At 74.5% G+C, this 20,046-nt stretch carries 20 protein-coding genes and 1 pseudogene; 8 read left to right on the top strand and 13 right to left on the bottom strand.

The window, feature by feature from the left end:
- Positions 1-19: 19 nt before the first annotated feature.
- Positions 20-730 carry a GNAT family N-acetyltransferase gene (locus G7Z13_RS02605; RefSeq protein WP_165995626.1) on the bottom strand — a complete coding sequence of 237 codons (711 nt, stop codon included), beginning with the start codon at positions 728-730 and terminating at the stop codon, positions 20-22.
- 172 nt (positions 731-902) lie between these two features.
- Between G7Z13_RS02605 and G7Z13_RS02610 the strand changes: the two genes are divergently transcribed.
- The 6 genes from G7Z13_RS02610 to G7Z13_RS02635 all read left to right on the top strand — a co-directional run bounded on the left by G7Z13_RS02610 (position 903) and on the right by G7Z13_RS02635 (position 6,476).
- Positions 903-1,508, top strand: a complete 606-nt coding sequence (locus G7Z13_RS02610; RefSeq protein ID WP_165995628.1) for a sulfite oxidase-like oxidoreductase — start codon at positions 903-905, stop codon at positions 1,506-1,508.
- The gene (locus G7Z13_RS02615) at positions 1,501-2,271 is read left to right on the top strand and encodes a ferredoxin reductase (protein ID WP_206312983.1); all 771 of its coding nucleotides are present in this window, start codon (positions 1,501-1,503) and stop codon (positions 2,269-2,271) included. Before G7Z13_RS02610 ends, G7Z13_RS02615 begins: the two co-directional genes overlap by 8 nt.
- Before the next feature lie 142 nt (positions 2,272-2,413).
- Positions 2,414-2,995: a hypothetical protein gene (locus G7Z13_RS02620; RefSeq protein ID WP_165995631.1), complete on the top strand. Its 582-nt coding sequence runs from the start codon at positions 2,414-2,416 to the stop codon at positions 2,993-2,995.
- A gap of 206 nt (positions 2,996-3,201) precedes the next feature.
- Positions 3,202-4,170: an acetylxylan esterase gene (locus tag G7Z13_RS02625; RefSeq protein WP_165995633.1), complete on the top strand. Its 969-nt coding sequence runs from the start codon at positions 3,202-3,204 to the stop codon at positions 4,168-4,170.
- 227 nt (positions 4,171-4,397) lie between these two features.
- Positions 4,398-5,564, top strand: coding sequence for a serine hydrolase domain-containing protein (locus G7Z13_RS02630; RefSeq protein ID WP_165995635.1), 1,167 nt, complete (start codon positions 4,398-4,400; stop codon positions 5,562-5,564).
- A gap of 141 nt (positions 5,565-5,705) precedes the next feature.
- Positions 5,706-6,476 carry a GntR family transcriptional regulator gene (locus G7Z13_RS02635; RefSeq protein ID WP_165995637.1) on the top strand — a complete coding sequence of 257 codons (771 nt, stop codon included), beginning with the start codon at positions 5,706-5,708 and terminating at the stop codon, positions 6,474-6,476.
- Here G7Z13_RS02635 and G7Z13_RS02640 read toward each other — a convergent pair.
- Positions 6,446-7,225, bottom strand: coding sequence for a class I SAM-dependent methyltransferase (locus G7Z13_RS02640; protein ID WP_165995639.1), 780 nt, complete (start codon positions 7,223-7,225; stop codon positions 6,446-6,448). The genes G7Z13_RS02635 and G7Z13_RS02640 overlap by 31 nt on opposite strands.
- Before the next feature lie 272 nt (positions 7,226-7,497).
- Here G7Z13_RS02640 and rho point away from each other — a divergent pair, with 272 nt between their 5' ends.
- Positions 7,498-8,643, top strand: coding sequence for a transcription termination factor Rho (rho, locus tag G7Z13_RS02645; RefSeq protein ID WP_165995641.1), 1,146 nt, complete (start codon positions 7,498-7,500; stop codon positions 8,641-8,643).
- 188 nt (positions 8,644-8,831) lie between these two features.
- Positions 8,832-9,656, top strand: a pseudogene (locus G7Z13_RS02650) (serine hydrolase); the annotation flags it as partial.
- A 35-nt stretch (positions 9,657-9,691) separates the two neighbouring features.
- Here the strand turns inward: G7Z13_RS02650 and G7Z13_RS34205 are convergent.
- The 11 genes from G7Z13_RS34205 to G7Z13_RS02705 all read right to left on the bottom strand — a co-directional run bounded on the left by G7Z13_RS34205 (position 9,692) and on the right by G7Z13_RS02705 (position 19,975).
- Complete coding sequence (locus G7Z13_RS34205; RefSeq protein ID WP_165995643.1) at positions 9,692-11,041, bottom strand: glycosyltransferase 87 family protein; 1,350 nt, start codon at positions 11,039-11,041, stop codon at positions 9,692-9,694.
- The gene (mptB, locus tag G7Z13_RS02660) at positions 11,038-12,432 is read right to left on the bottom strand and encodes a polyprenol phosphomannose-dependent alpha 1,6 mannosyltransferase MptB (RefSeq protein ID WP_165995645.1); all 1,395 of its coding nucleotides are present in this window, start codon (positions 12,430-12,432) and stop codon (positions 11,038-11,040) included. The genes G7Z13_RS34205 and mptB overlap by 4 nt, the downstream gene beginning before the upstream one ends.
- Before the next feature lie 178 nt (positions 12,433-12,610).
- On the bottom strand, positions 12,611-13,543 hold the full coding sequence (locus tag G7Z13_RS02665; protein WP_165995647.1) for a glutaminase: 933 nt from the start codon (positions 13,541-13,543) through the stop codon (positions 12,611-12,613).
- 56 nt (positions 13,544-13,599) lie between these two features.
- Positions 13,600-15,012 carry an aspartate ammonia-lyase gene (gene aspA / locus G7Z13_RS02670; protein ID WP_165995649.1) on the bottom strand — a complete coding sequence of 471 codons (1,413 nt, stop codon included), beginning with the start codon at positions 15,010-15,012 and terminating at the stop codon, positions 13,600-13,602.
- Positions 15,013-15,140: 128 nt separating this feature from the next.
- Positions 15,141-16,145 carry an asparaginase gene (locus G7Z13_RS02675; protein ID WP_166004552.1) on the bottom strand — a complete coding sequence of 335 codons (1,005 nt, stop codon included), beginning with the start codon at positions 16,143-16,145 and terminating at the stop codon, positions 15,141-15,143.
- Between the two features lie 43 nt (positions 16,146-16,188).
- On the bottom strand, positions 16,189-17,628 hold the full coding sequence (locus G7Z13_RS02680) for an amino acid permease (protein WP_166004554.1): 1,440 nt from the start codon (positions 17,626-17,628) through the stop codon (positions 16,189-16,191).
- A 23-nt stretch (positions 17,629-17,651) separates the two neighbouring features.
- Positions 17,652-18,329 (bottom strand): FadR/GntR family transcriptional regulator, encoded by a 678-nt coding sequence (locus G7Z13_RS02685; protein ID WP_166004556.1) that lies wholly within the window; start codon positions 18,327-18,329, stop codon positions 17,652-17,654.
- A 132-nt stretch (positions 18,330-18,461) separates the two neighbouring features.
- Positions 18,462-18,818 carry a fluoride efflux transporter CrcB gene (gene crcB, locus G7Z13_RS02690; RefSeq protein WP_165995652.1) on the bottom strand — a complete coding sequence of 119 codons (357 nt, stop codon included), beginning with the start codon at positions 18,816-18,818 and terminating at the stop codon, positions 18,462-18,464.
- Positions 18,815-19,180 carry a DUF190 domain-containing protein gene (locus G7Z13_RS02695; protein WP_165995654.1) on the bottom strand — a complete coding sequence of 122 codons (366 nt, stop codon included), beginning with the start codon at positions 19,178-19,180 and terminating at the stop codon, positions 18,815-18,817. The genes crcB (G7Z13_RS02690) and G7Z13_RS02695 overlap by 4 nt, the downstream gene beginning before the upstream one ends.
- The gene (gene crcB, locus G7Z13_RS02700; protein ID WP_165995656.1) at positions 19,177-19,641 is read right to left on the bottom strand and encodes a fluoride efflux transporter CrcB; all 465 of its coding nucleotides are present in this window, start codon (positions 19,639-19,641) and stop codon (positions 19,177-19,179) included. Before crcB (G7Z13_RS02700) ends, G7Z13_RS02695 begins: the two co-directional genes overlap by 4 nt.
- A gap of 49 nt (positions 19,642-19,690) precedes the next feature.
- Complete coding sequence (locus G7Z13_RS02705) at positions 19,691-19,975, bottom strand: helix-turn-helix domain-containing protein (RefSeq protein WP_165995658.1); 285 nt, start codon at positions 19,973-19,975, stop codon at positions 19,691-19,693.
- Between the last annotated feature and the right edge of the window lie 71 nt (positions 19,976-20,046).

The following is a 20,046-nucleotide window of genomic DNA, read 5'->3' on the forward strand; positions in this document are numbered from 1 at the left end:
GCCATCGGGGCGGACACCCCTACGCCCCGGCCGCGACCCGCTCCGGTGCGCGCGCCGACAGGAACGCGGTGGTGCGGCGCAGGCGGAAGCCCAGGGACTCGTACAGGCGGATGGCGCGCACGTTGTCCGCGCCGGTGTGCAGGAACGGGGTCTCGCCGCGCTCGCGGATGCCGTGCGCGACGGCGAGGATGAGCCGGCTCGCCAGGCCCTCGCCGCGCACGGAGGGGTCGGTGCAGACCGCGCTGATCTCGGTCCAGCCCGGCGGGCGCAGCCGCTCCCCGGCCATGGCGACCAGCGCGCCGCCGCGGCGGATGCCGAGGTAGGTGCCGAGTTCGATGGTGCGCGGCAGGAAGGGGCCGGGCCGGGTGCGGGCCACCAGGTCCAGCATCTCGGGCACGTCGGCGGGGCCGAGGCGGACCGCCTCCGGGTCGGGTGCGGCGGCGAGCCCGGCGTCCACGTACTGCACGCCCGGCATCCGGAAGGTGACCTCCCAGTCGTCGGGCACGCGGCCCCGGAAGCCGAGCAGGGGTACCTCGGTGCCGGGGCCCGCCAGCGCGGCCAGGTCCGCCCAGTCGCGTTCGTCCGGCTCCTCGGGCAGGGCCACCCAGGGGGTGACGTCGACCGGGTAGCGCAGGATGCGGCCGTGGCGCTCGGCGAAGCGGGCGTGCGGGCCGGTGAGCGCGGCGCGCGCCGGGTGGTCGAGGACATGGCCTGCGGTCGGTTCCGGCATCGTTCCCGCTCTCCTGCTCCCGCTGCTGTTCTGCGTCCGGCTTCTGCGTCCGGCGTCCGTATCCGGCTTCGGCTTCCGGCTTCGGCGTCCACAGAGATCAAGAGAGTGTGACCTGCGGCTATTCCCGGCCCCGGAGGTCGGAGCGGGACAAGGGGCCACGTACCGTTGAACCATGAACGTCACCCGAGGCTTCACCGGACGCCCGCGCGTCCACCGTCCGGGCCTGCCGCCCGGGCAGTACGACGCGGGCGACGACTGGCCCGTCCTGTCCGCCGAGGTCACCCCCGACCTGGCCCCCGCCGACTGGACCTTCCGCGTCGACGGACTGGTCGAGGAGGACCGCACCTGGACCTGGGAGCAGGCGCACGCGCTGCCCGGATCGGTGTACGAGGGCGACATCCACTGCGTGACGAGCTGGTCGAAGTTCGGCGTGCGGTTCGGGGGCGTGTCCGTGGACGCGTTCCTGGACGCCGTACGGCCGCTGCCGTCCGCCACGCACGCCGTCGCCTACTCGCACACCGGGTACACCACGAACCTCCCGCTGGCCGACCTGACCGGCGGCAAGGCGTGGATCGCGTTCACCTACGACGGGCGGCCGCTCGCCCCGGAGCACGGCGGACCGGCGCGGCTGCTGGTGCCGCACCTGTACTTCTGGAAGAGCGCCAAGTGGATCGCGGGGCTGCGGCTGCTCGACCACGACGAGCCCGGCTTCTGGGAGCAGAACGGCTATCACGCGCGGGGCAACCCGTGGGAGGAGCAGCGGTACTCCGGTGACTGAGATCTCCTCTCCCCCCGCCTTCACTCCCCCGACCCGGTTCGCCATCCCCGGCCGGATCGCCGTGACCCACCAGGGCGCGAGCGTCTGGCAGACCGCGACCCTCACCGAGATCCGCCGGGAGACCCCGCGCGCGGCCACCTTCCGATTCGCGGTGCCCGCCTGGGTGGGCCACGTCCCCGGCCAGCACCTCCAGCTGCGGCTGACCGCCGAGGACGGCTACACCGCCCAGCGGCACTACTCGCTGGCGTCCGCGCCCGACGACTCCGGGCACATCGAGCTGACCCTGGACCACGTCGAGGGCGGCGAGGTCTCCGGCTGGTTCCACAGCGAGGCCCGGCCCGGCGACCGGGTCGAGGTGCGCGGCCCGGTCAGCGGCTTCTTCGCCTGGCCCGGCGACCGGCCGGCGCTGCTGATCGGCGCCGGGTCCGGCGTCGTACCGCTGATGTCGATGGTCCGCCACCACCGGGCGCGAGGGCTGGACGTGCCGCTGCGGTTGCTGGTGTCCGCGCGCAGCCCACAGGAGCTGATCTACGCGCGCGAGTACGGCCCGGAGACCACGGCCGTGTTCACCCGGAGCGCCCCTGCCGGCATGCCCGTGGGCCGGATGACGGCCGCGCACCTCGAGCCGCTGCTGGCCGAGCAGCCGCCGGGCGGCTGGGAGGCGTACGTCTGCGGCTCCAACGCCTTCGCCGAGCACGCCACCCGGCTGCTGGTGGCGGCCGGGCAGCCGGTGGACCGCATCCGCGTCGAGCGGTTCGGCTGAGCCGTCGCCCGGCTTCGGCCGGGCCTCCGTCCGCCTCCCGCCGGCCCGTCCGGCGCGGCGCGCACCCACGGGAACGAACCCCGCCGGACGGGGTACGAGACGCATGTGGGTGCCCGCGCGCGCAGGTGGCGAGGAGGCGGACATGCGGACCCGGGTGCGCGGCTGGCGCTGGCGGCACAACCCCCTGCGGCGCCGGTCGGATGTCGTGGAGGCGTGGACGGTACTGGCCGTCACCGTCCTGCTGGCGCTGGGCGCGCCGCTGGCCGGAGCGGTCGCGGCCTGGTGGGCGCACCAGGACGCGCGGTCGACGGTGGCCGAGCAGCGCGCGGAACGGCAGCGGGTGCAGGCCGAGGTGGTGGGCCGCTCCCCCGGCGGGGTGCCCTTGCAGGGCGGCCGTGAGTACACGTACCGGGCGACCGTGCGCTGGAGCGATCCCGAGGACGGGTCGCGCACGGCGGTCGCCCGCGTCCCGGCGGGCACCGCGCGCGGCGAGACGGTCGACGTGTGGTTCGACGGCCGGGGCCGCAACGTGCCCCCGCCACCGGACGCGAACGCCGTCTGGCAGCACACCGTCGCCATGGGCGTCAGCACGGCCGGGGTGGCGGCCGCTGTGGTGCTGATCGGCCACACCCTGGTCCGCCGCGCGGCACTGCGCCACCGGCTGGCCGAGTGGGAACAGGCGTGGGCGCGCACCGAGCCGGAGTGGACCCGGCGGAGGGCGTGAGCGCCGGGCGTGGGCGCTGGGCGTGTGCGCCGGGCGTGGGCAGCGGGCGTGGGCGGCGGCCGGGCGTGGCGGCCGGAGATCGGCAGAGTCGACCGTTCGACATATCGCACAGCGTCCGGAACGTGGGCAGGCGGTGGCGACCCGTCGTCGCGCGACCGTACGGTGTGTGATCATCACCGGCCCTCTTCACCCAAGGCGGTCCCTCCATGGCCCTGTTCGACCTCCCGCTCGACGAGCTGCGGGAATACCGCAGCGCGTCCACCGAGCCCGAGGACTTCGACGCCTTCTGGTCCAAGACCCTCCGGGAAGCACGCGAGCACGACCTGGACGCCCGGTTCGAGCCGGTGGAGACCGGGCTGTCGACCGTGCGGGTGTACGACGTGACGTTCGCCGGGTTCGGCGGCCACCCGGTGAAGGGATGGCTCGTGCTGCCCGCCGGCGCGGACGAACCGCTGCCGCTGGTGGTGGAGTTCGTCGGGTACGGCGGCGGGCGCGGCCTGCCGCACGAGCATCTGCTGTGGGCCTCGACCGGCCGCGCGCACTTCGTGATGGACACCCGCGGCCAGGGCAGCGCCTGGGGCGGCGGGGGCGGCACCACCGACCCGGTGGGCGGCGGCCCCGCCTTCCCCGGTTTCATGACCCGCGGCATCGACGCCCCGGAGAACTACTACTACCGCCGGGTCTTCACCGACGCCGTGCGTGCCGTCGAGGCGGCCCGCTCGCACCCGCTGACCGACGCCTCCCGCACCGTGGCGCTCGGCGCGAGCCAGGGCGGCGGCATCACCCTCGCCGTCGGCGGGCTCGTGCCGGACCTGGTGGCGGTCGCGCCGGACGTGCCGTTCCTGTGCGACTTCCCGCGCGCCACGACGCTGACCGACCGCCACCCGTACCGGGAGATCGGCCTGTACCTGAAGACGCACCGCGGGCGCGCCGAGGAGGCCCGGCGCACCCTGTCCTACTTCGACGGTGTGCACTTCGCCGCCCGAGGCCGGGCGCCCGCCCTGTTCTCGGCGGCGCTGGAGGACCAGACCTGCCCGCCCTCGACGGTGTTCGCGGCGTTCAACGCCTGGGCCCACGACGACAAGGCGATCGAGGTCTACGAGTTCAACGACCACGAGGGCGGCGGGCCCTACCAGGAGCGGGCCAGGATGCGCTGGCTGCGGTCCTACGCCTGAGCCACCGGGCGCGGGCCGCATCGGGCGCCCGCGATCTTCGGCCGCCCGCGATCTTCGGCCGCCCGCGATCTTCGGCCGCCCGCGATCTTCGGGCGCCCGCGCCCTCCGGGCGCCCGCCACCCGCGCACGGCCGCACGCTTCCCTCCGGTCCGACCAGTCGGTACGTTCATCGGCGGCCCGGTGCGCAGCAGCGCGCTCCAGGCTCATCGAGGGACGACGGAGGGTGCATGTCCGAGCGCGAGCCAGAAGTCCACGGCCATTGCGACAGCCGCTTCGCGGCGGTGCGCGCGGCATTCGAGGAGAACTTCCGCGACCGCGGCGAGCTGGGTGCCGCGGTCGCCGTCACGGTCGACGGGGTGCGGGTGGTCGATCTGTGGGGCGGCTGGGCCGACCCCGAGCGCACCCGGCGCTGGGAGCGCGACACCGTGGTCAACGTCTGGTCCACCACCAAGGGCCCGGTGGCGCTGTGCGCGCACATCCTCGCCGACCGGGGGCTGCTCGACCTCGACGCGCCGGTGGCCGCGTACTGGCCGGAGTTCGCGGCGGCGGGCAAGGAGGGGGTGCTCGTACGGCATCTGCTCTCCCACCGGGCCGGACTGTCCGGCCCGCGCGAGCCGCACTCCTTCGCCGACCTGTGCGACTGGGAGCTGACCACCGGCCGGCTCGCGGCGATGGCGCCCTGGTGGGAGCCGGGCACGGTCTCCGGCTATCACGCGCTGACCTTCGGCCATCTGGTCGGCGAGGTGGTGCGCCGGGTGTCCGGGCTGCTGCCGGGCGCCTTCCTGGAGCGGGAGGTGACCGGGCCGCTCGGCGTCGACTTCACCATCGGCCTGCCCGAGAAGGAGGCCGGACGAGCCGCCCGTCTGGTGCACGCGCCGGCCGCGCCGCGCGGCGAACAGGCGGCGGTCTTCAGCCAGTTGGCGCCCGCCGCGCTGGCCGCCCTGACCAACCCGGCGGTGGGGGCGCGGGAGGCCTGCACCCCCGAGTGGCGGGCGGCCGAGATACCCGCGGCGAACGGTCACGGCACCGCGCGGGCGGTCGCCGACCTGTACGGCGTCCTGGCGGGCCGGGGCGCCCTCGGCGGGCGTCGCGTGCTGTCCGCCGAGGCGGCCGAGCGGGTGCGCGAGGGCCAGGGCCCGTGCCGGGACCTCGTGCTGGGCGCCGGGTTCGAGCGGGAGACGGAGGTCGGGCTCGGGCTGTGGCTGAGCGGCGCGAACGGCTCGTACGGGCCGAACCCGCGCGCCTTCGGCCATGACGGCTTCGGCGGTTCCTGCGGGCTGGCGGACCCGGAGGCGGGGGTCTCGCTGGGCTATGTGATGAACCGTATGGGCCCGCGCATCGCGGACGACCCGCGGAAGATGGCGCTGGTGGAGGCCGTGTACAGCGCCCTGTGACGCGACCGGAGGGGCGGTCCGCGCGGTGCGGTTTCGGCCGAACCGCCGGGCCGCCCTTCCCAACTGGTTTAGACCAATGCTAGATGTGGTGGCGCAATGAGCCCGCGTGGCTACGGCACGTCACCAACAGGAGGGCGCGGCATGGCCCGCACCACCCCGCACGACCATCCGCAGACCGCCGGCCGGCCTGCCCACCGGAGCGACGACCAGCCCCTGTACTGGCGGATCGCCACCGAGTTGCTGGGCGAGCTGCGCGACGGCACCATCCCGCCCGGCGAACGGCTGCCCGGCGAGCGGCAGTTGGCCGAATACTTCCGGGTCAGCCGGGAGACCGTACGGCAGGCGCTCGAGGTGCTGCGCCGTGACGGCCTGGTCGCCACCGACCGGCGGGGCAGCCACGCCACCCTCTCCGGTCCGCCGGTCGAGCATCCGGCCTCGCTCGTCTTCCCGGTCGGCGCCCGCCGCCCCGCGGACCCCCGCGCCGCCGACCGGGCCACCGTGGCCTGGGAGCTGCCGCCGCCCGAGCACGCCGAGGCGCTGGGACTCGCCCCGCGCCGGCCGACCCTGGTGCACCGCTACGAGTCGGCCGGCGCCGACGGCCGGGGCCGGCGCACCGCCGTGACCTCCTTCTCGGCGGTGGCGCTCGCCGAGGTCGCGGAGCTGGGCCGCTACCGGGACCGCGCCGACGGCACGTCCTCCGCGCAGCTGTGGCGCGCGTACGACTGGATGCGCCGGGCGGGGCTCACCCTCCACCACCGGGACACCATCACCCGCCTCCCGGACACCTCGTCGGTCCGGGTGACCCGGCTGGTGCAGGACCAGTACGCCAGGCCCCTGGAGATCACCGACCTCCTCGTGGACGCCCGTCAGGACGCGCTGGTCTACGAGTTCACGCTGCCCGCGGCGGTCTGACCCGGCCCGCCGCGCCACTGCGGGAGCCGCCGGGCCACCACCAGCCGGACCCGTGGGCTCCCGTCCCGCCGACGCCTGAACTCGGGCAGGGCGTACAGCTCCACGGCGAAGCCCGCACGCGCCAGCTCCTCGCGCACCCGGCCGAGTGTGAACGTCCGGTAGTACATGACGAACGGGGGCCGCCACAGCGCGTTGCGCACCCGCATGACCGCGTCGAAGCCCAGCAGCGCCCAGAAGGCGCGCGAGCCCGGGCGGGGCGGCGCGACGACCGGGAAGACGAAGCGGCCACCCGGCCGCAGCACCGCGCGGACCTGCGTGAACACCCCCGGCACCTCGGCCGGCAGGAAGTGCCCGAACGCGCCGAAGCTGACCACGAGGTCGAAGGCCGGACCGAAGGGCAGCGCGCGGGCGTCCCCGCGGACCCAGGACACGCGCGGTCCCCTCGCCGGGGGCCGGACCCGCTGCCGGGCCACCGTGAGCATGCCCGCGCTGAAGTCGACCCCCGTGGCGCTGCGCGCGCACACCCGGGACAGCACGCCGACGCCCGCCCCGGTGCCGCAGCACAGGTCGAGCCCGTCCTCGAAGGGGCCGATCCGGCGCAACGCCGCGGTGGTCGCGTCCAGCACGGAGTCCGGGGTGCGGAACGGCGTGTGGTCGAACTGGGGCGCGAGCAGGTCGTAGCCGCGCTCGACCGACGACAGCGCCTGGACGGCGAGTTCACGCAGGCTGGGACCCTCGGGGCTGAACATCGCCGCCAGCGTACTCCCGGCCGCCGGCCGCCGGGCCCGCCTCGCCGGGCGTGGTACAGTGCGATCGGTACTTGTGTACGCCCCGTCGAGGGCGCCAGTACCGGATTCTCTTCTCTTCTCCTTTGTGGTCTCTCACCGCCTCGGTTCCGAGGCGTGTTCCCGCCGTTCGCACGAAGCCCGCTGTGCGCCCGTCCGTCACCCCCGCGCGGCTTCTTTCTCCCCCTCCCCTTCCTTCTTCTCTCACCTGCCTGGCGTCCTCGAAAGGACCACTCATGGCCACCACTCTCGAACATCCCCTCCTCCAGCAGCACTCCGCGGTCGCCCGGACCGTCACCGGTGTGCTCGACGTCGATGCGAGCGGGAAGGGGCACCTGCGCGCCGCGCACCTCTCGCCGTCGCCCGCGGACCCGCAGGTCCCCGCCGCGCTGATCCGCCGGTACGCACTGCGCAAGGGCGACCTGGTCGACGGCGTGGCCGGCCCGCGGGGCGCGCTGACCGGCGTCGCGCGGATCGACGGCCGCAGCCCCGAAGAGGCCCGCGGCCGGAGCCGTTTCGGCGACCTGGTCCCGCTCCACCCGCGGCGCAGGCTGCGCCTGGAGCACCCGGCGGCCGGGCTCACCGGGCGGCTCGCCGACCTGTTCGCGCCGGTCGGCAAGGGCCAGCGCGGACTGATCGTGGCCCCGCCCAAGAGCGGCAAGACGGTCCTGCTCCAGCAGACCGCCGCGGCGATCGCCGGCAACCACCCCGAGTGCCGGCTGATGGTCGTCCTCCTCGACGAGCGCCCCGAGGAGGTCACCGACATGCGGCGCTCGGTGCGCGGCGAGGTGTACGCCTCGACGTTCGACCGGACGCCCCGTGAGCACATCGCCCTCGCCGAACTCGTCGTGGAGCGGGCCAGGCGGCTGGTCGAGCACGGCGAGGACGTGGTGATCCTGCTCGACTCGCTGACCCGGCTGTGCCGGGCCTGCAACAACGCGGCGTCGTCCGGCGGACGCACCCTCAGCGGCGGTGTCGACGCGGCGGCGCTGCACGGGCCGAAGCGCTTCTTCGGAGCGGCCCGCCAGACGGAGGAGGGCGGTTCGCTCACCATTCTGGCGACCGCGCTGGTGGAGACCGGCTCACGGGCCGACGCGTACTTCTTCGAGGAGCTGAAGAGCACCGGCAACATGGAACTGCGGCTCAGCCGCGAACTCGCCGCCCGCCGGCTCTTCCCGGCCGTCGACCTCACCGCCTCCGGCACTCGCCGCGAGGAACCGCTGCTCTCCCCCGCGGAGTCGGCCGCGGTGCGCGGTCTGCGCCGGGCCCTGCGGTCCCGGGACGCGGCGGCCGACCTGGAGACGCTGCTCCAGCGGATGCGCGAGACACCGGACAACGCGACGTTCCTGCGGCGGGTGCGGCCGGCGCTGCCGGCCGGCTGAGGCCGATCCCCGCTCGGGCGGCGTTCGGCGACCCGTGTCCGGCGGGCGTGTGGGACATCCGGGTGCACGCGGGCGGCCAACGGCCCGGCCAGCGCGGCGCATGCGTGGAGCGTTCCTACGTTGACCGTATGACGATCGGATTCCCCTCCCGGCTGACGGTGTCGACCTGCGGTTTCTGTCTGGCGGGCATGCTGGCCCTGGCGTCCGCCGCGGTGGCCGCCCCGGCCGCCGGCGACCCGGGCGCGCCGGGCGGGCCGCGGGCGGCCCCGCGCCCCGCGCTGCTGTACCGGCCCGGCACCCATGTCCGGCCGCGCGCCGGGGCGCCGAAGGTGCCGGACGTCTCCGCGCGCTCCTGGCTGGTGGCGGACGCCCGTACCGGCGAGGTCCTGGCCGCGCACGACGCGCACCGCAAGCTGCCGCCCGCGAGCACCCTGAAGACCCTGTTCGCGCTGACCGTGCTGCCGGTGCTGCCGGGCGGCGTGCGGCACCGCGTCGAGCCGGAGGAGCTGAAGGGGATCGGTCCGGGCAGCAGTCTGGTCGGGGTCTCCGAGGGCCACACCTACCGGGTCGCGGATCTGTGGCGCGGCGTCTTCCTCAGCTCCGGCAACGACGCGGTGCGGGTGCTGGCCGCGCTCAACGGGGGCTGGCGGACCACCGCGCAGCGCATGCAGGCGAAGGCGCGCGCGCTGGGCGCGCTGGACACGCGGGTGCTGTCGCCGGACGGCTACGACGCGCCGGGCCAGGTGTCCTCGGCGTACGACCTGGCGGTGTTCGGCCGGGCGGGGCTGCGCAACGCCGACTTCGCGCGGTACTGCGGGACCGTCGAGGCCCGTTTCCCCGGGCGCGGCGGCGGCTGGGCGTACGAGATCCGCAACACCAACCGGCTGCTGACCGGCTCGGACGGCGTGGAGCGCTATCCGGGGCTGATCGGCGTCAAGAACGGCTACACCAGCAACGCGGGCCACACCCTGGTCGCCGCGGCCCGCAAGGGCGGGCGGACCCTCGTGGTGACGGTGATGAACCCGCGGGAGGGCGACGGGTTCGCCGTCTACGAGGAGGCCCGCTCGCTGCTCGACTGGGGCTTCGAGGCGGCGGGCCGGGTGGACCCCGTGGGGTCGCTGGACGCCCTGCGGGCCCGGCCGAGGCCGGGCCCGGACGTCGTACCGGCCGCGGCGGCCGTCCCCGCCGGCACCGGGCCGGGCTGGGCCGGCGGGGCGGCCGTCGCGGCCGCCGCGGTGCTGGGCGCCGGGGCGGTGGCGCTCGCGCTGCGGCTGCTGTTCGGCCGGATGCCGGTGGAGTGACCGGCGGGCAGCCACAGCAGCAGGCCGAGGGTGATCCAGGTGTACGCGTTGCTCCCGAGGAAGCCGTCGACGCCCGAGGTGTCGTCCACCCACAGCCACACCACGCTGGTGCACAGCACCGCGTACAGGGCGCCCGCCCAGCGGGTCCGTCCGGCGCGCATCAGCACGGCGAACGCCGGGAGCAGCCAGACGAGATGGTGCACCCAGGTGACCGGGCTGACCAGACAGGCCGTCAGTGCGGTCAGCGCGAACGCGGCGGGCCAGTCCCCCGCCGCGGCCGCCCGGCGGGAGCGCCACGCCCACACACCGAGGACCAGCAGCACCGCCACCGCCCACACCGCATGACCGGTCAGGCCGAGGCGGGCCAGGACGCCCTGCACCGACTGGTTGGAGACATAGTCGAGCCGGCCCACCCGGCCGGTGTCCCACAGCGCCCGCGTCCAGTAGAACCGTGACGCGTCGGGCGCGACCCAGGCCGCGCACGCGGTCGCCCCGGCGGCGACCCCCGTCGCCAACGCGGCGGCCCGGCCCCGGCGGGTGAGCAGCAGCAGGCCGATGAAGAGCGCCGGGGTCAGCTTGATCGCGGCGGCGAGGCCGATGCCGGCACCCGCGAGGCGTCCCCGGCCGGTGGCGAGCAGCCGGGCGTCGGCCAGGACCAGCGCCAGCAGCACCAGGTTGACCTGGCCGAAGCTGACGGTGTCGCGGACCGGCTCGTACAGCGCGAGCACGCAGGCGGCCAGGGAGCAGCCGTACCAGCCGTAGCGCCGCCACGCCGGCCCGGTCAGCAGGCGCAGGCAGACGGCGAGGGCGGTCAGGTTCACCAGCAGGGCGAGCATCACGGCGGTGCCCACGGTGACCAGGGCCAGCGGCAGCAGGGCGAGGGCCGCGAAGGGCGGGTAGGTGAAGCCGTACGGCGTGCCCGGCACCCGGTAGTCGTAGAGCCGGCCGCCGTCGGTCCAGTGGTGGACGGTGCCGTGGTAGACGCGCAGGTCGAACCAGTCGCGCAGCAGCGGCACGGTCGCGGTGAAGACGGTCACGGCGGCGGCGAGGGCGAGGACGAGCAGCAGCCGTGCGCGATCGGTGCGGGGCGGGTTCACGCGGTGCGCCCCAGGGCCGGGGCCCGCACCGCCTGGTGGGCCTGCCACAGGACGACCACGGCGAGGACCCCGCCGCAGCCGGCCAGCAGCAGCCGGCCGAGGTCGGCGGGCGCGCCGCTGGGCAGCACCGCGAGGGCGAGCACGGCGGTGACGGTGGCGGTGCGGTGGCGCACGGAGGCGCTGGGCGCCGCGGCGGCGATGAGGAACAGGCCCCACAGCGCGTACCAGGGGCGGATCGCCGGGCCGAACGCGGCCACGGCGGCGAGGCTCAGGCCGAGCGCGTACACCGGGTGTGGCCGCAGCCGCAGCCAGACGAGGCACAGGACGGCCGCCGTCGCGGCGAGGCCGAGGGCGTGCCAGGCGGGCACGGCGAGCGGGGCGAGATCGCTGCCGAGGTGGTCCAGCAGGGCGGCGGTGGCACGGCCGAGCAGACTGGTCGGCGCCCAGTTGTGCGGGGAGACGGGGGTGCGGAGGGCGGCGATCCAGCCGTAGCCGGTGCCCGCGACGGCGGTCGCGGCGACCGTCGTGGCGGCGGCGGTGAGGCCGGTGGTCAGCACGGCCCGGACCGGGCGGTGTCCGGCGCGCGCCGCGAGTACGGCGACGGCGGCCAGTCCCAGCACCGCGGGCGCCTTGACCAGCGCGGCGAGTGTGACGAGGACGGCTCCGAGGACCGGCCGGCGGCCGAGTGCGGCGACCAGGCCCGCGCCGAGCAGGCCCAGCATCAGGGCGTCGTTGTGGGCGCCGGCGACGAGGTGCAGCAGCACGAGCGGGTTGAGCGCGCCCAGCCACAGCGCGGTGGCCGGGTCGGTGCCGCTGTGCCGGGCGAGCCGGGGCAGCGCGGCCGCCATCAGGGCGACTCCGAGCAGGGCGACCAGACGCATCCCCAGCAGGCCGGTGGAAAGGTCACCGCCGGCCGGACCGGCGAGCGCGGCGGCGACGGCCAGGAACACCGGCCCGTACGGGGCGGCGGTGTGCCGCCACGGCGGGGCGACCTCGTCGGCCGCCGGGCCGCCGAGCGCGGACGGGCCGTGGGTGTACACGTCGATCCGGGCGTCGACCATGGCGCCCTGCGCGAGGTAGCTGTAGACGTCCCGGCTGAACAGCGGCGGGGCCAGCAGCAGCGGCGCCGCCCAGAGGGCGAGGACGAGCAGCAGGGCCCGCCGGGTGGGCGGCTGGGGTCCGCGCAGGAGACGGCCGAGCAGCGCCCAGGCGGCGATCAGCAGGACGACGCCGAAGGACGCACCGACCAGGCCGAGGGCGGCGGCGGGCGACGCGGGCGACGGCAGCTCGCGGACGGGCAGGGCTCCGGCCGTCTCACCGCCCAGGGCGAGGACGGCGGTCCCGGCCAGCCCCAGGACGCCGCAGTGGCGCAGATCGACGGAGGAAGCCATGGCCAACACCGGGGCAGCGTGGCAACGCGGAGTGGCCCGCGGGCGACACGGGGGCCTCCGGGGGTCAGCCGGTGCGTTACCGGTGTGTGCCCGTCACCGGGCGGGCGCTGTCCGGGGGCGGTGTTCAGAACACCGACAGGCCGGTCAGTGCTCAGAACACCAGCGGGCCGGTGAGCGTTCAGAACACCGACAGGCCGGTCAGCGTGGTGAAGCGGTCCAGGGCCGCCACGCCCGCCACGGAGTTGCCGCGCTCGTCCAGGCCGGGGCTCCAGACGCACAGGGTGCAGCGGCCGGGGACGACCGCGACGATGCCGCCGCCCACGCCGCTCTTGCCGGGCAGGCCCACGCGGTAGGCGAAGTCGCCCGCCGCGTCGTACGTGCCGCACGTCATCATGATCGCGTTGACCTGCTTGGCCTGGCTGCGGGTGAGCAGCCGGGAGCCGTCGGCGCGCACCCCGTGCCGGGCCAGGAAGGCGGTCGCGCGGGCCAGGTCGGCGCAGGAGGCCCGCAGGGAGCACTGCCGGAAGTACTGCTCCAGCAGTTCCGGCACCGGGTTGTCGATGTTGCCGTACGACGCCATGAAGTGGGCGAGGGCCGCGTTCCGGGCACCGTGCGCGGCCTCGGACGCGGCGACCTCCTCGTCGTAGGACAGCTCCGGGTTGCCGGACTCGGCGCGCAGGAAGTCCAGGAGGGTGCCGGACGCGTCGCCGGTACGGGTGTGCAGGCGGTCGGTGACGACGAGGGCGCCCGCGTTGATGAACGGGTTGCGCGGGATGCCGTCCTCGTACTCCAGCTGGACCAGGGAGTTGAACCGGTTGCCGGAGGGCTCGCGGCCCACGTGCTCCCACAGTTCGTCGCCCTCGCGGGCCAGGTCGAGGGCGAGGGTGAAGACCTTGGTGACGGACTGGGTGGAGAACGGCTCGCGCCAGTCCCCCACCCCGTACACCGTGCCGTCCGGCTCGGCGACGGCCATGCCGAAGCGGCGCGGGTCGCAGGCGGCGAGCGCCGGGATGTAGTCGGCGGGCCGGCCGCGGCCGGGCGTGCGCTCGATCTCCTCGGCGATGCGCTCCAGGACCGGCTGGAAGGTCGTCGACGACGTCATGATCACCATTGTGCCTCCGGGCCGTTCCTGGTGCGTGTCGGCGGGTCCCGCGCGGAGAACGCGGGTCAGACGACGGGCGAGCCGTTGCCCGCGACGACCTCGGGACGCAGCAGGGCGGCCAGCTTCTCCTGCGGCAACAGGCCCTTCTCCAGGACGAGTTCGGCCACGCCCCGGCCGGTGGCGAGGGCTTCCTTGGCGATGTCGGTGGCGGCCGTGTAACCGATGTGCGGGTTCAGGGCGGTGACCAGGCCGATGGAGTTCTCGACACTGGCCCGCAGCACCTCGGTGTTGGCGGTGATGCCGGCCACGCACCGCTCGGCGAGGGTGACGCAGGCGTTGCGCAGGTGGGTGATGGACTCCGACAGGGAGTGCAGGATGATCGGCTCGAAGGCGTTCAGCTGGAGCTGACCGGCCTCGGCGGCCATGGTGATGGCGACGTCGTTGCCGATGACCTCGAAGGCGACCTGGTTGACGACCTCGGGGATCACCGGGTTGACCTTGCCGGGCATGATCGACGAACCGGCCTGCACGGGCGGCAGGTTGATCTCGCCGAGACCCGCGCGCGGCCCGGAGGACAGCAGTCGCAGGTCGTTGCAGCTCTTGGACAGCTTGACGGCGATCCGCTTGAGCACGCCGGACATCTGCACGAACGCGCCGCAGTCCTGGGTGGCCTCGACCAGGTTGGCGGCGGTGACCAGGGGCAGGCCGGTGATCTCGCAGAGGTGGCGGCGGGCCGCCTCCGCGTAGCCGCGGGGCGCGTTGAGGCCGGTGCCGATGGCGGTGGCGCCCAGGTTGATCTCGTGGATCAGCTCGACGGCCTCGGCGAGCCGGCTGCGGTCCTCGTCGAGCATGACGGCGTACGCCGAGAACTCCTGCCCGAGCGTCATCGGCACGGCGTCCTGGAGCTGGGTGCGGCCCATCTTCAGCACGTCGCGGAACTCGACGGCCTTGCGGGCGAAGGCGTCCTGGAGGACCGACATCGCCTTGAGCAGGCCGCGCACCGCGAACACCGTCGCGATCTTGACGGCGGTCGGGTAGACGTCGTTGGTGGACTGGCCGAGGTTGACGTCCTCGTTGGGGTGCAGGTACCGGTACTGCCCCTTCTCGTAACCCAGCAGCTCCAGCGCCCGGTTGGCGACGACCTCGTTGGCGTTCATGTTGGTGGAGGTGCCGGCGCCGCCCTGCACCACGTCCACCACGAACTGGTCGTGCAGCTCACCGGCGCGGATCTCCCGGCACGCGGCGACGATCGCGGCGGCCTTGCGGGGGTCGAGCAGCCCCAGCTCCTCGTTGGCGAGCGCGGCGGCCTCCTTCACGGCGGCCAGGGCGGTGATCAGGTGCGGGTAGGCGGAGATGGGGGTGCCGGTGATGGCGAAGTTCTCCGTGGCGCGCAGGGTGTGCACACCCCAGTAGGCGTCGGCGGGAACGTCCCGGTCCCCGAGCAGGTCGTGCTCACGACGGGTGGCGACGGCGTTCATCGGAAGGGGCTTCTTTCATTGGGAAAGGTGAAGGTGAACTGCCTCAGGGGCGCGGGGAACCGCGCGAGCGGCCACGAAACGACCCGCGGACCGCCGACGGTTCGCAGCCCCCCACTCGGCATCGGCGCCTACACGGACACCGGGTCCAGCGCCCGGACCACCCGTACAGACCCCACCGGCTGCCCGCCACCGAGCAGCGGCTCCCCGGCAAACCCGGTCAGCAGTGCCGGGTCCACGCCCGCGCGGGCGAGCGCCGCCGCGGCGACGGGAATCCGCGCCCGGTTCGCCCCGTCGGAGATCTTCACGGCGACGGCCCGCCCGTCGGGCAGCGCGGCGACCTGGACGCCTTCGAAGCCGTCCTTGGCGAGCAGCCCCGGCACGGCCCGCATCAGCGCGGCCACGTCCCGGCCCGAGCCGGAGGCCATTTCCGCGTGGTCGCGCATGGCGTCGGCGACCCGCGCCTCCGGCGTGCCCGGCGCCGCGGTGGTGATCCGGGCGACGGCGCGCGCGAGCCCGTGCAGGGAGACGGAGAACAGCGGCGCGCCGCAGCCGTCGACGGTGACCGCGGCGACCCGCTGCCCGGTCAGGTCCTCGACGATCTCGGCGATCGCCTGCTGGAGGGGGTGCTCGGGGTCGAGATAGTCGTCCAGGGACCAGCCGTTGAGCCGGCAGACGTACAGCATGGCGGCGTGCTTGCCGGAGCAGTTCTGGGCGAGCCGGGAGGGCCGGCGTCCCTCGCGCACCCAGGTGTCCCGCACGGCGGGGTCGAACGGCAGGTCGGGCGTGTTGCGCAGGTCGTCCTCGGTGAGGCCGGCCAGTTCCAGGATGCGCCGGGCGCCGGTGAGGTGGCGTTCCTCGCCGGAGTGGCTGGCGGCGGCGAGGGACAGCAGTTCCCCGTCGAGCGGCAGCCCGGCCCGGACCATGGCGACGGCCTGGACCGGCTTGAGCGCCGAGCGCGGGTAGAACGCGGCCTCGATGTCGCCGAGCTGGAGGGTGACCCGGCCATCGGAGTCGAGGACGACGAGGGAGCCGTAGTGGATGCCCTCGACGACCCCGCCGCGGACGAGGTGGGCGACGGGGGCGTGCAGGGGTTCACGGACGAGGGGTGCGTCCGCGGCGGAACTGCTGTACATCACTGCCTGGTTCATCGGTGGGTGGGTGTCGGCCTGGGCGGGGTCACGCGTCGGCCTGGGCGGGCGGGGTGGTGCCGGTGCGGCCGCGGACGGCGTACCAGCCCGCGACCAGGGCGGCGACGATCAGCGGCAGGCACAGCACGGTGGTGCGTCCGGCGCCGCCGTCGGCGTACATGAGGACCAGGACGGAGGCGAGGAACGCCAGCGTCACGAGCTCGGTCCAGGGGGATCCGGGGAGGCGGTAGCCGGGGCGGTCCAGCTCGCCCCGCTGGGTCTTCCGCCAGAACAGCAGGTGGCAAACCATGATCATGCCCCAGGTGGCGAGGATGCCGATCGCGGCGAAGTTCAGCACGATCTCGAACGCCTCGGCCGGGACGACGAAGTTGAGGCCGACGCCGAGGACGCAGAAGCCGCTGGTGAGCAGGATGCCGCCGTAGGGGACCTTGCTGCGGCTCATGACGCTCGTGAACCTGGGGGCGGAGCCGGACATCGCCATGGAGCGCAGGATGCGGCCGGTGGAGTACAGGCCGGAGTTGAGCGAGGACATCGCCGCGGTGAGCACGACGAGGTTCATGATGCCGCCGGCGGCGGGCACGCCGATGTTGGAGAGCACGGTGACGAAGGGGCTCTCGCCCGCCTTGTACGACGACCAGGGCAGCAGCATCGACAGCAGCACGACCGAGCCGACGTAGAACAGGCCGACGCGCCACATGATCGAGTTGATCGCCTTCGGCATGATCTTCTCGGGGTTCTCGGTCTCGCCGGCGGCGACGCCGACCAGCTCGACGGAGGCGTAGGCGAAGACGACGCCCTGGACGATCAGCAGCATGGGCAGCAGGCCGTTGGGGAAGACGCCGCCGTTGTCGGTGATCAGCGACGGGCCGGGGGTGTGGCCGTCGACGGGGTGCTGGGTGACCAGCAGGAAGACGCCGATGCACAGGAAGACGACGAGCGCGCCGACCTTGACGATGGCGAACCAGAACTCCAGTTCGCCGAAGATCTTCACCGAGATCAGGTTCACGGTGAGCACGACGGCGAGCGCGATCAGCGCGAGCACCCACTGCGGGATGTCGGAGAACATGCCCCAGTAGTGGGTGTAGGTGGCCACGGCGGTGATGTCGGCGATGCCGGTGGTGGCCCAGTTGAGGAAGTACATCCAGCCCGCGGTGTACGCGCCCTTCTCGCCCATGAACTCGCGGGCGTACGAGACGAAGGCGCCGGAGGAGGGCCGGTGGAGCACGAGTTCGCCGAGGGCGCGCACGACGAGGAAGGCGAAGAGGCCGCAGACCGCGTAGGCGATGAAGAGGGAGGGACCGGCGTCGGCGAGCCGGCCGCCCGCGCCGAGGAAGAGGCCGGTGCCGATGGCGCCGCCGATGGCGATCATGTTGACGTGCCGGGACTTGAGGGACTTGCTGTAGCCCTCGTCTCCGGCGTCGACATGGACGGAACGTTTCTGCACGCCGTCGCCGTGCCCGGTCCGCACATCCTTGTGCAGGGACTGCTCGCTCAACGCTCGGGTCCGCCTTCCGTGGTGGTGCCGGTGCGTGGGGATCGCACGATGTGGGTGAGGGTGGTCTCGACGCGGTCGAGGTGGTGGGACATCGCCTCGACGGCGTCGTGCTCGGAACCGTCGATCAGCGCCTCGACGATGGCCCGGTGCTCGCGGTTGGACTGCTCGCGCCGGCCGCCGACCTCGTTCAGGAACGCGGACTGGCGGGCGAGGGCGTCCCGGATCTCCTCGATGACCCGGCGGAACACCGGGTTCTGGGCGGCCTCGGCCACGGCCAGATGGAAGAGGGTGTCCATCGCGACCCACGCGGTGGTGTCGGTCTCCCGCTCCATGCGGTCGAGCAGATGGGCCAGGTGGTCGAGGTTCTCGGGGGTGCGGCGCAGGGCCGCGTACCCGGCGACCGGGATCTCGACGTGCCGGCGCACCTCCAGCAGATCGCTGGCCGCGTAGTCGCCGAAGGTGGGGTCCTCGACGCTGCTGGCGACCACGAAGGTGCCCTTGCCGGTCTTGGCCACGGTCAGACCGAGCGCCTGCAGGGCGCGCAGCGCCTCGCGCAGCACGGGCCGGGAGACCTCGAGGGTGCGGCAGAGTTCCGCCTCGGAGGGCAGCTTGTCGCCGATCGCGTACTCGCCGCGCTCGATCGCGCCGCGAAGGTGGGTGAGCACCGCTTCCATGGCGCTGACGCGCCGCGGGCCCGGACCACCTGTCTGGCTGTCTGACAGGTTCACGGTGGTCGATCCTGCGGGCAACGCCGGGGGCCTGTCAAGGGAAAGATTCAGCGGGGTGGACGGCTGATGTGACCACTTTCACACGGCGTGGGCCAGCGCGACCCCCGCGCACGCCGCCGCGAGGCCGGCGAGCACGCTCGCCGCCACGTTGAGCGCCGCGTACAGCCGCGCGCCGGTCTCGGCGAGGCGCAGCGTCTCGTACGAGAAGGTCGAGTACGTGGTCAGGGCGCCGCACAGGCCCGTGCCGAGCAGCAGCCCCCAGCGGGAGCCGAGCGCCGCGCCGGTCAGCAGGCCGAGAACCAGGCACCCGGTGACGTTGACCGTGAGGGTGCCCCAGGGGAAGACCGAGTCGTGGCGGGACTGCACCGCGCGGTCGGTGAGATAGCGCAGCGGCGCGCCGATCATGCCGCCGACGACGACCAGCAGCCAGTTCACGGTGCCTCCCGCCGGGTGGGGAACCGGACGATCTCGCACGGGTCGAGGGTGACCAGTGCGTCGGTGACCAGCTCCGCCAGGCGCGGCAGGAAGGCGCGGACGCGGTCCTCGGCGTCCACGATCACGACGGCGACCGGCAGGTTCTCGCTCAGCGAGAGCAGGCGGGAGGTGTGCACGACCGAGGAGGCGCCGAACCCCTCGATCCCGCGGAAGACGCTGGCACCGGCGAGGCCCGCCACGTGCGCCCGGTGCACGATCTCCGTGGCCAGGGGCCGGTGGTGCCAGGTGTCGTGCTCGCCGACGAGGACGGTCAGGCGCAGGGCGGGGCCGGCCGGCCGGGGCGTAGCCGCGTCGGGGTTCATCGCTGCCTCCGGGTGAGGAGCCGGCGGGTCGCCGTGGCCGCGAGGGCGACGGCGGTGAGGGCCGCGAGGAGGGTCGCGGCGAGGTAGGCGAACGCCGTGGCGGGGCGGCCCGCCTCGGTCAGCCGCTGGATGTCGACGGCGTACGTCGAGAAGGTGGTGAAGCCGCCGAGCACGCCGGTGCCGACGAACGGGCGCACCAGCGGATGGGCCGGGCGGATCTCGGTGACGGTCACCAGGAAGACGCCGATGGCCGCGCAGCCGGCGACGTTGACCCAGAAGGTCGCCCAGGGAAAGCCGCCGGGTGCGGCGGGCCAGAGCAGGGACGCGGCGTAGCGGGCGGCGGCCCCGATGCCGCCGCCGGCCGCGACCACGGCGACCACCGGCGCCTGGGCACGCCAGGCGGGGCGGCGTCGTGCGGGCGTGGCGCGCGGGGGCGCGCTGCCGGTGTCCGGGGCTGTCATGCGGTCAGCAGCGTAACCCCGGACGCCGGCGGCGGGCACCTCGGCCCTGTCACCACCCCTTCTCGAAGATCCGGGCCACCTCCGCGATCCGCATGTCGTCGCGCCGGTAGTGGACGCGGCCGCGGACGTGGTGGGTGCGGAGCAGGCCCAGGGCGGCGAGGAGGGCGAGGTGGGTTTCGGCGACCGGGCGGGGGACGCCGAGTTTGGCGGCGACGGCGTCCGCGGGGACGCCGTCGCCGACCGGGTCGGTGGGGTGGTGCGGGAAGTGGGCGGCCGGCTCCTTGAGCCATTCCAGGATGCGCAGCCGTGTGTCGTTGCCGGGAGTCCTCAGCATCTCGTCCCCCTCGATCGGGCCCCTCACTGGCCGTTTGCCCGGTGCGGCAGGGGTCGAGACACCGCATCCCG

Source organism: Streptomyces sp. JB150 (assembly GCF_011193355.1).
Lineage (GTDB): Bacteria > Actinomycetota > Actinomycetes > Streptomycetales > Streptomycetaceae > Streptomyces.

What these genes read in the sequence shown, in the direction of transcription:
- G7Z13_RS02685 (WP_166004556.1), bottom strand. Translation starts at nt 18,329, where the DNA reads ATGGAAGCGGTGCTCACCCACCTTCGCGGCGCGATCGAGCGCGGCGAG.
- mptB (WP_165995645.1), bottom strand. Translation starts at nt 12,432, where the DNA reads ATGGCTTCCTCCGTCGATCTGCGCCACTGCGGCGTCCTGGGGCTGGCC.
- G7Z13_RS02675 (WP_166004552.1), bottom strand. Translation starts at nt 16,145, where the DNA reads ATGTACAGCAGTTCCGCCGCGGACGCACCCCTCGTCCGTGAACCCCTG.
- G7Z13_RS02705 (WP_165995658.1), bottom strand. Translation starts at nt 19,975, where the DNA reads ATGCTGAGGACTCCCGGCAACGACACACGGCTGCGCATCCTGGAATGG.
- aspA (WP_165995649.1), bottom strand. Translation starts at nt 15,012, where the DNA reads ATGAACGCCGTCGCCACCCGTCGTGAGCACGACCTGCTCGGGGACCGG.
- G7Z13_RS02625 (WP_165995633.1), top strand. Translation starts at nt 3,202, where the DNA reads ATGGCCCTGTTCGACCTCCCGCTCGACGAGCTGCGGGAATACCGCAGC.
- G7Z13_RS02620 (WP_165995631.1), top strand. Translation starts at nt 2,414, where the DNA reads ATGCGGACCCGGGTGCGCGGCTGGCGCTGGCGGCACAACCCCCTGCGG.
- G7Z13_RS02640 (WP_165995639.1), bottom strand. Translation starts at nt 7,225, where the DNA reads ATGTTCAGCCCCGAGGGTCCCAGCCTGCGTGAACTCGCCGTCCAGGCG.
- G7Z13_RS02605 (WP_165995626.1), bottom strand. Translation starts at nt 730, where the DNA reads ATGCCGGAACCGACCGCAGGCCATGTCCTCGACCACCCGGCGCGCGCC.
- G7Z13_RS02635 (WP_165995637.1), top strand. Translation starts at nt 5,706, where the DNA reads ATGGCCCGCACCACCCCGCACGACCATCCGCAGACCGCCGGCCGGCCT.
- crcB (WP_165995656.1), bottom strand. Translation starts at nt 19,641, where the DNA reads ATGACAGCCCCGGACACCGGCAGCGCGCCCCCGCGCGCCACGCCCGCA.
- G7Z13_RS02665 (WP_165995647.1), bottom strand. Translation starts at nt 13,543, where the DNA reads ATGGTGATCATGACGTCGTCGACGACCTTCCAGCCGGTCCTGGAGCGC.
- G7Z13_RS02695 (WP_165995654.1), bottom strand. Translation starts at nt 19,180, where the DNA reads ATGAACCCCGACGCGGCTACGCCCCGGCCGGCCGGCCCCGCCCTGCGC.
- G7Z13_RS02630 (WP_165995635.1), top strand. Translation starts at nt 4,398, where the DNA reads ATGTCCGAGCGCGAGCCAGAAGTCCACGGCCATTGCGACAGCCGCTTC.
- rho (WP_165995641.1), top strand. Translation starts at nt 7,498, where the DNA reads ATGGCCACCACTCTCGAACATCCCCTCCTCCAGCAGCACTCCGCGGTC.
- G7Z13_RS02610 (WP_165995628.1), top strand. Translation starts at nt 903, where the DNA reads ATGAACGTCACCCGAGGCTTCACCGGACGCCCGCGCGTCCACCGTCCG.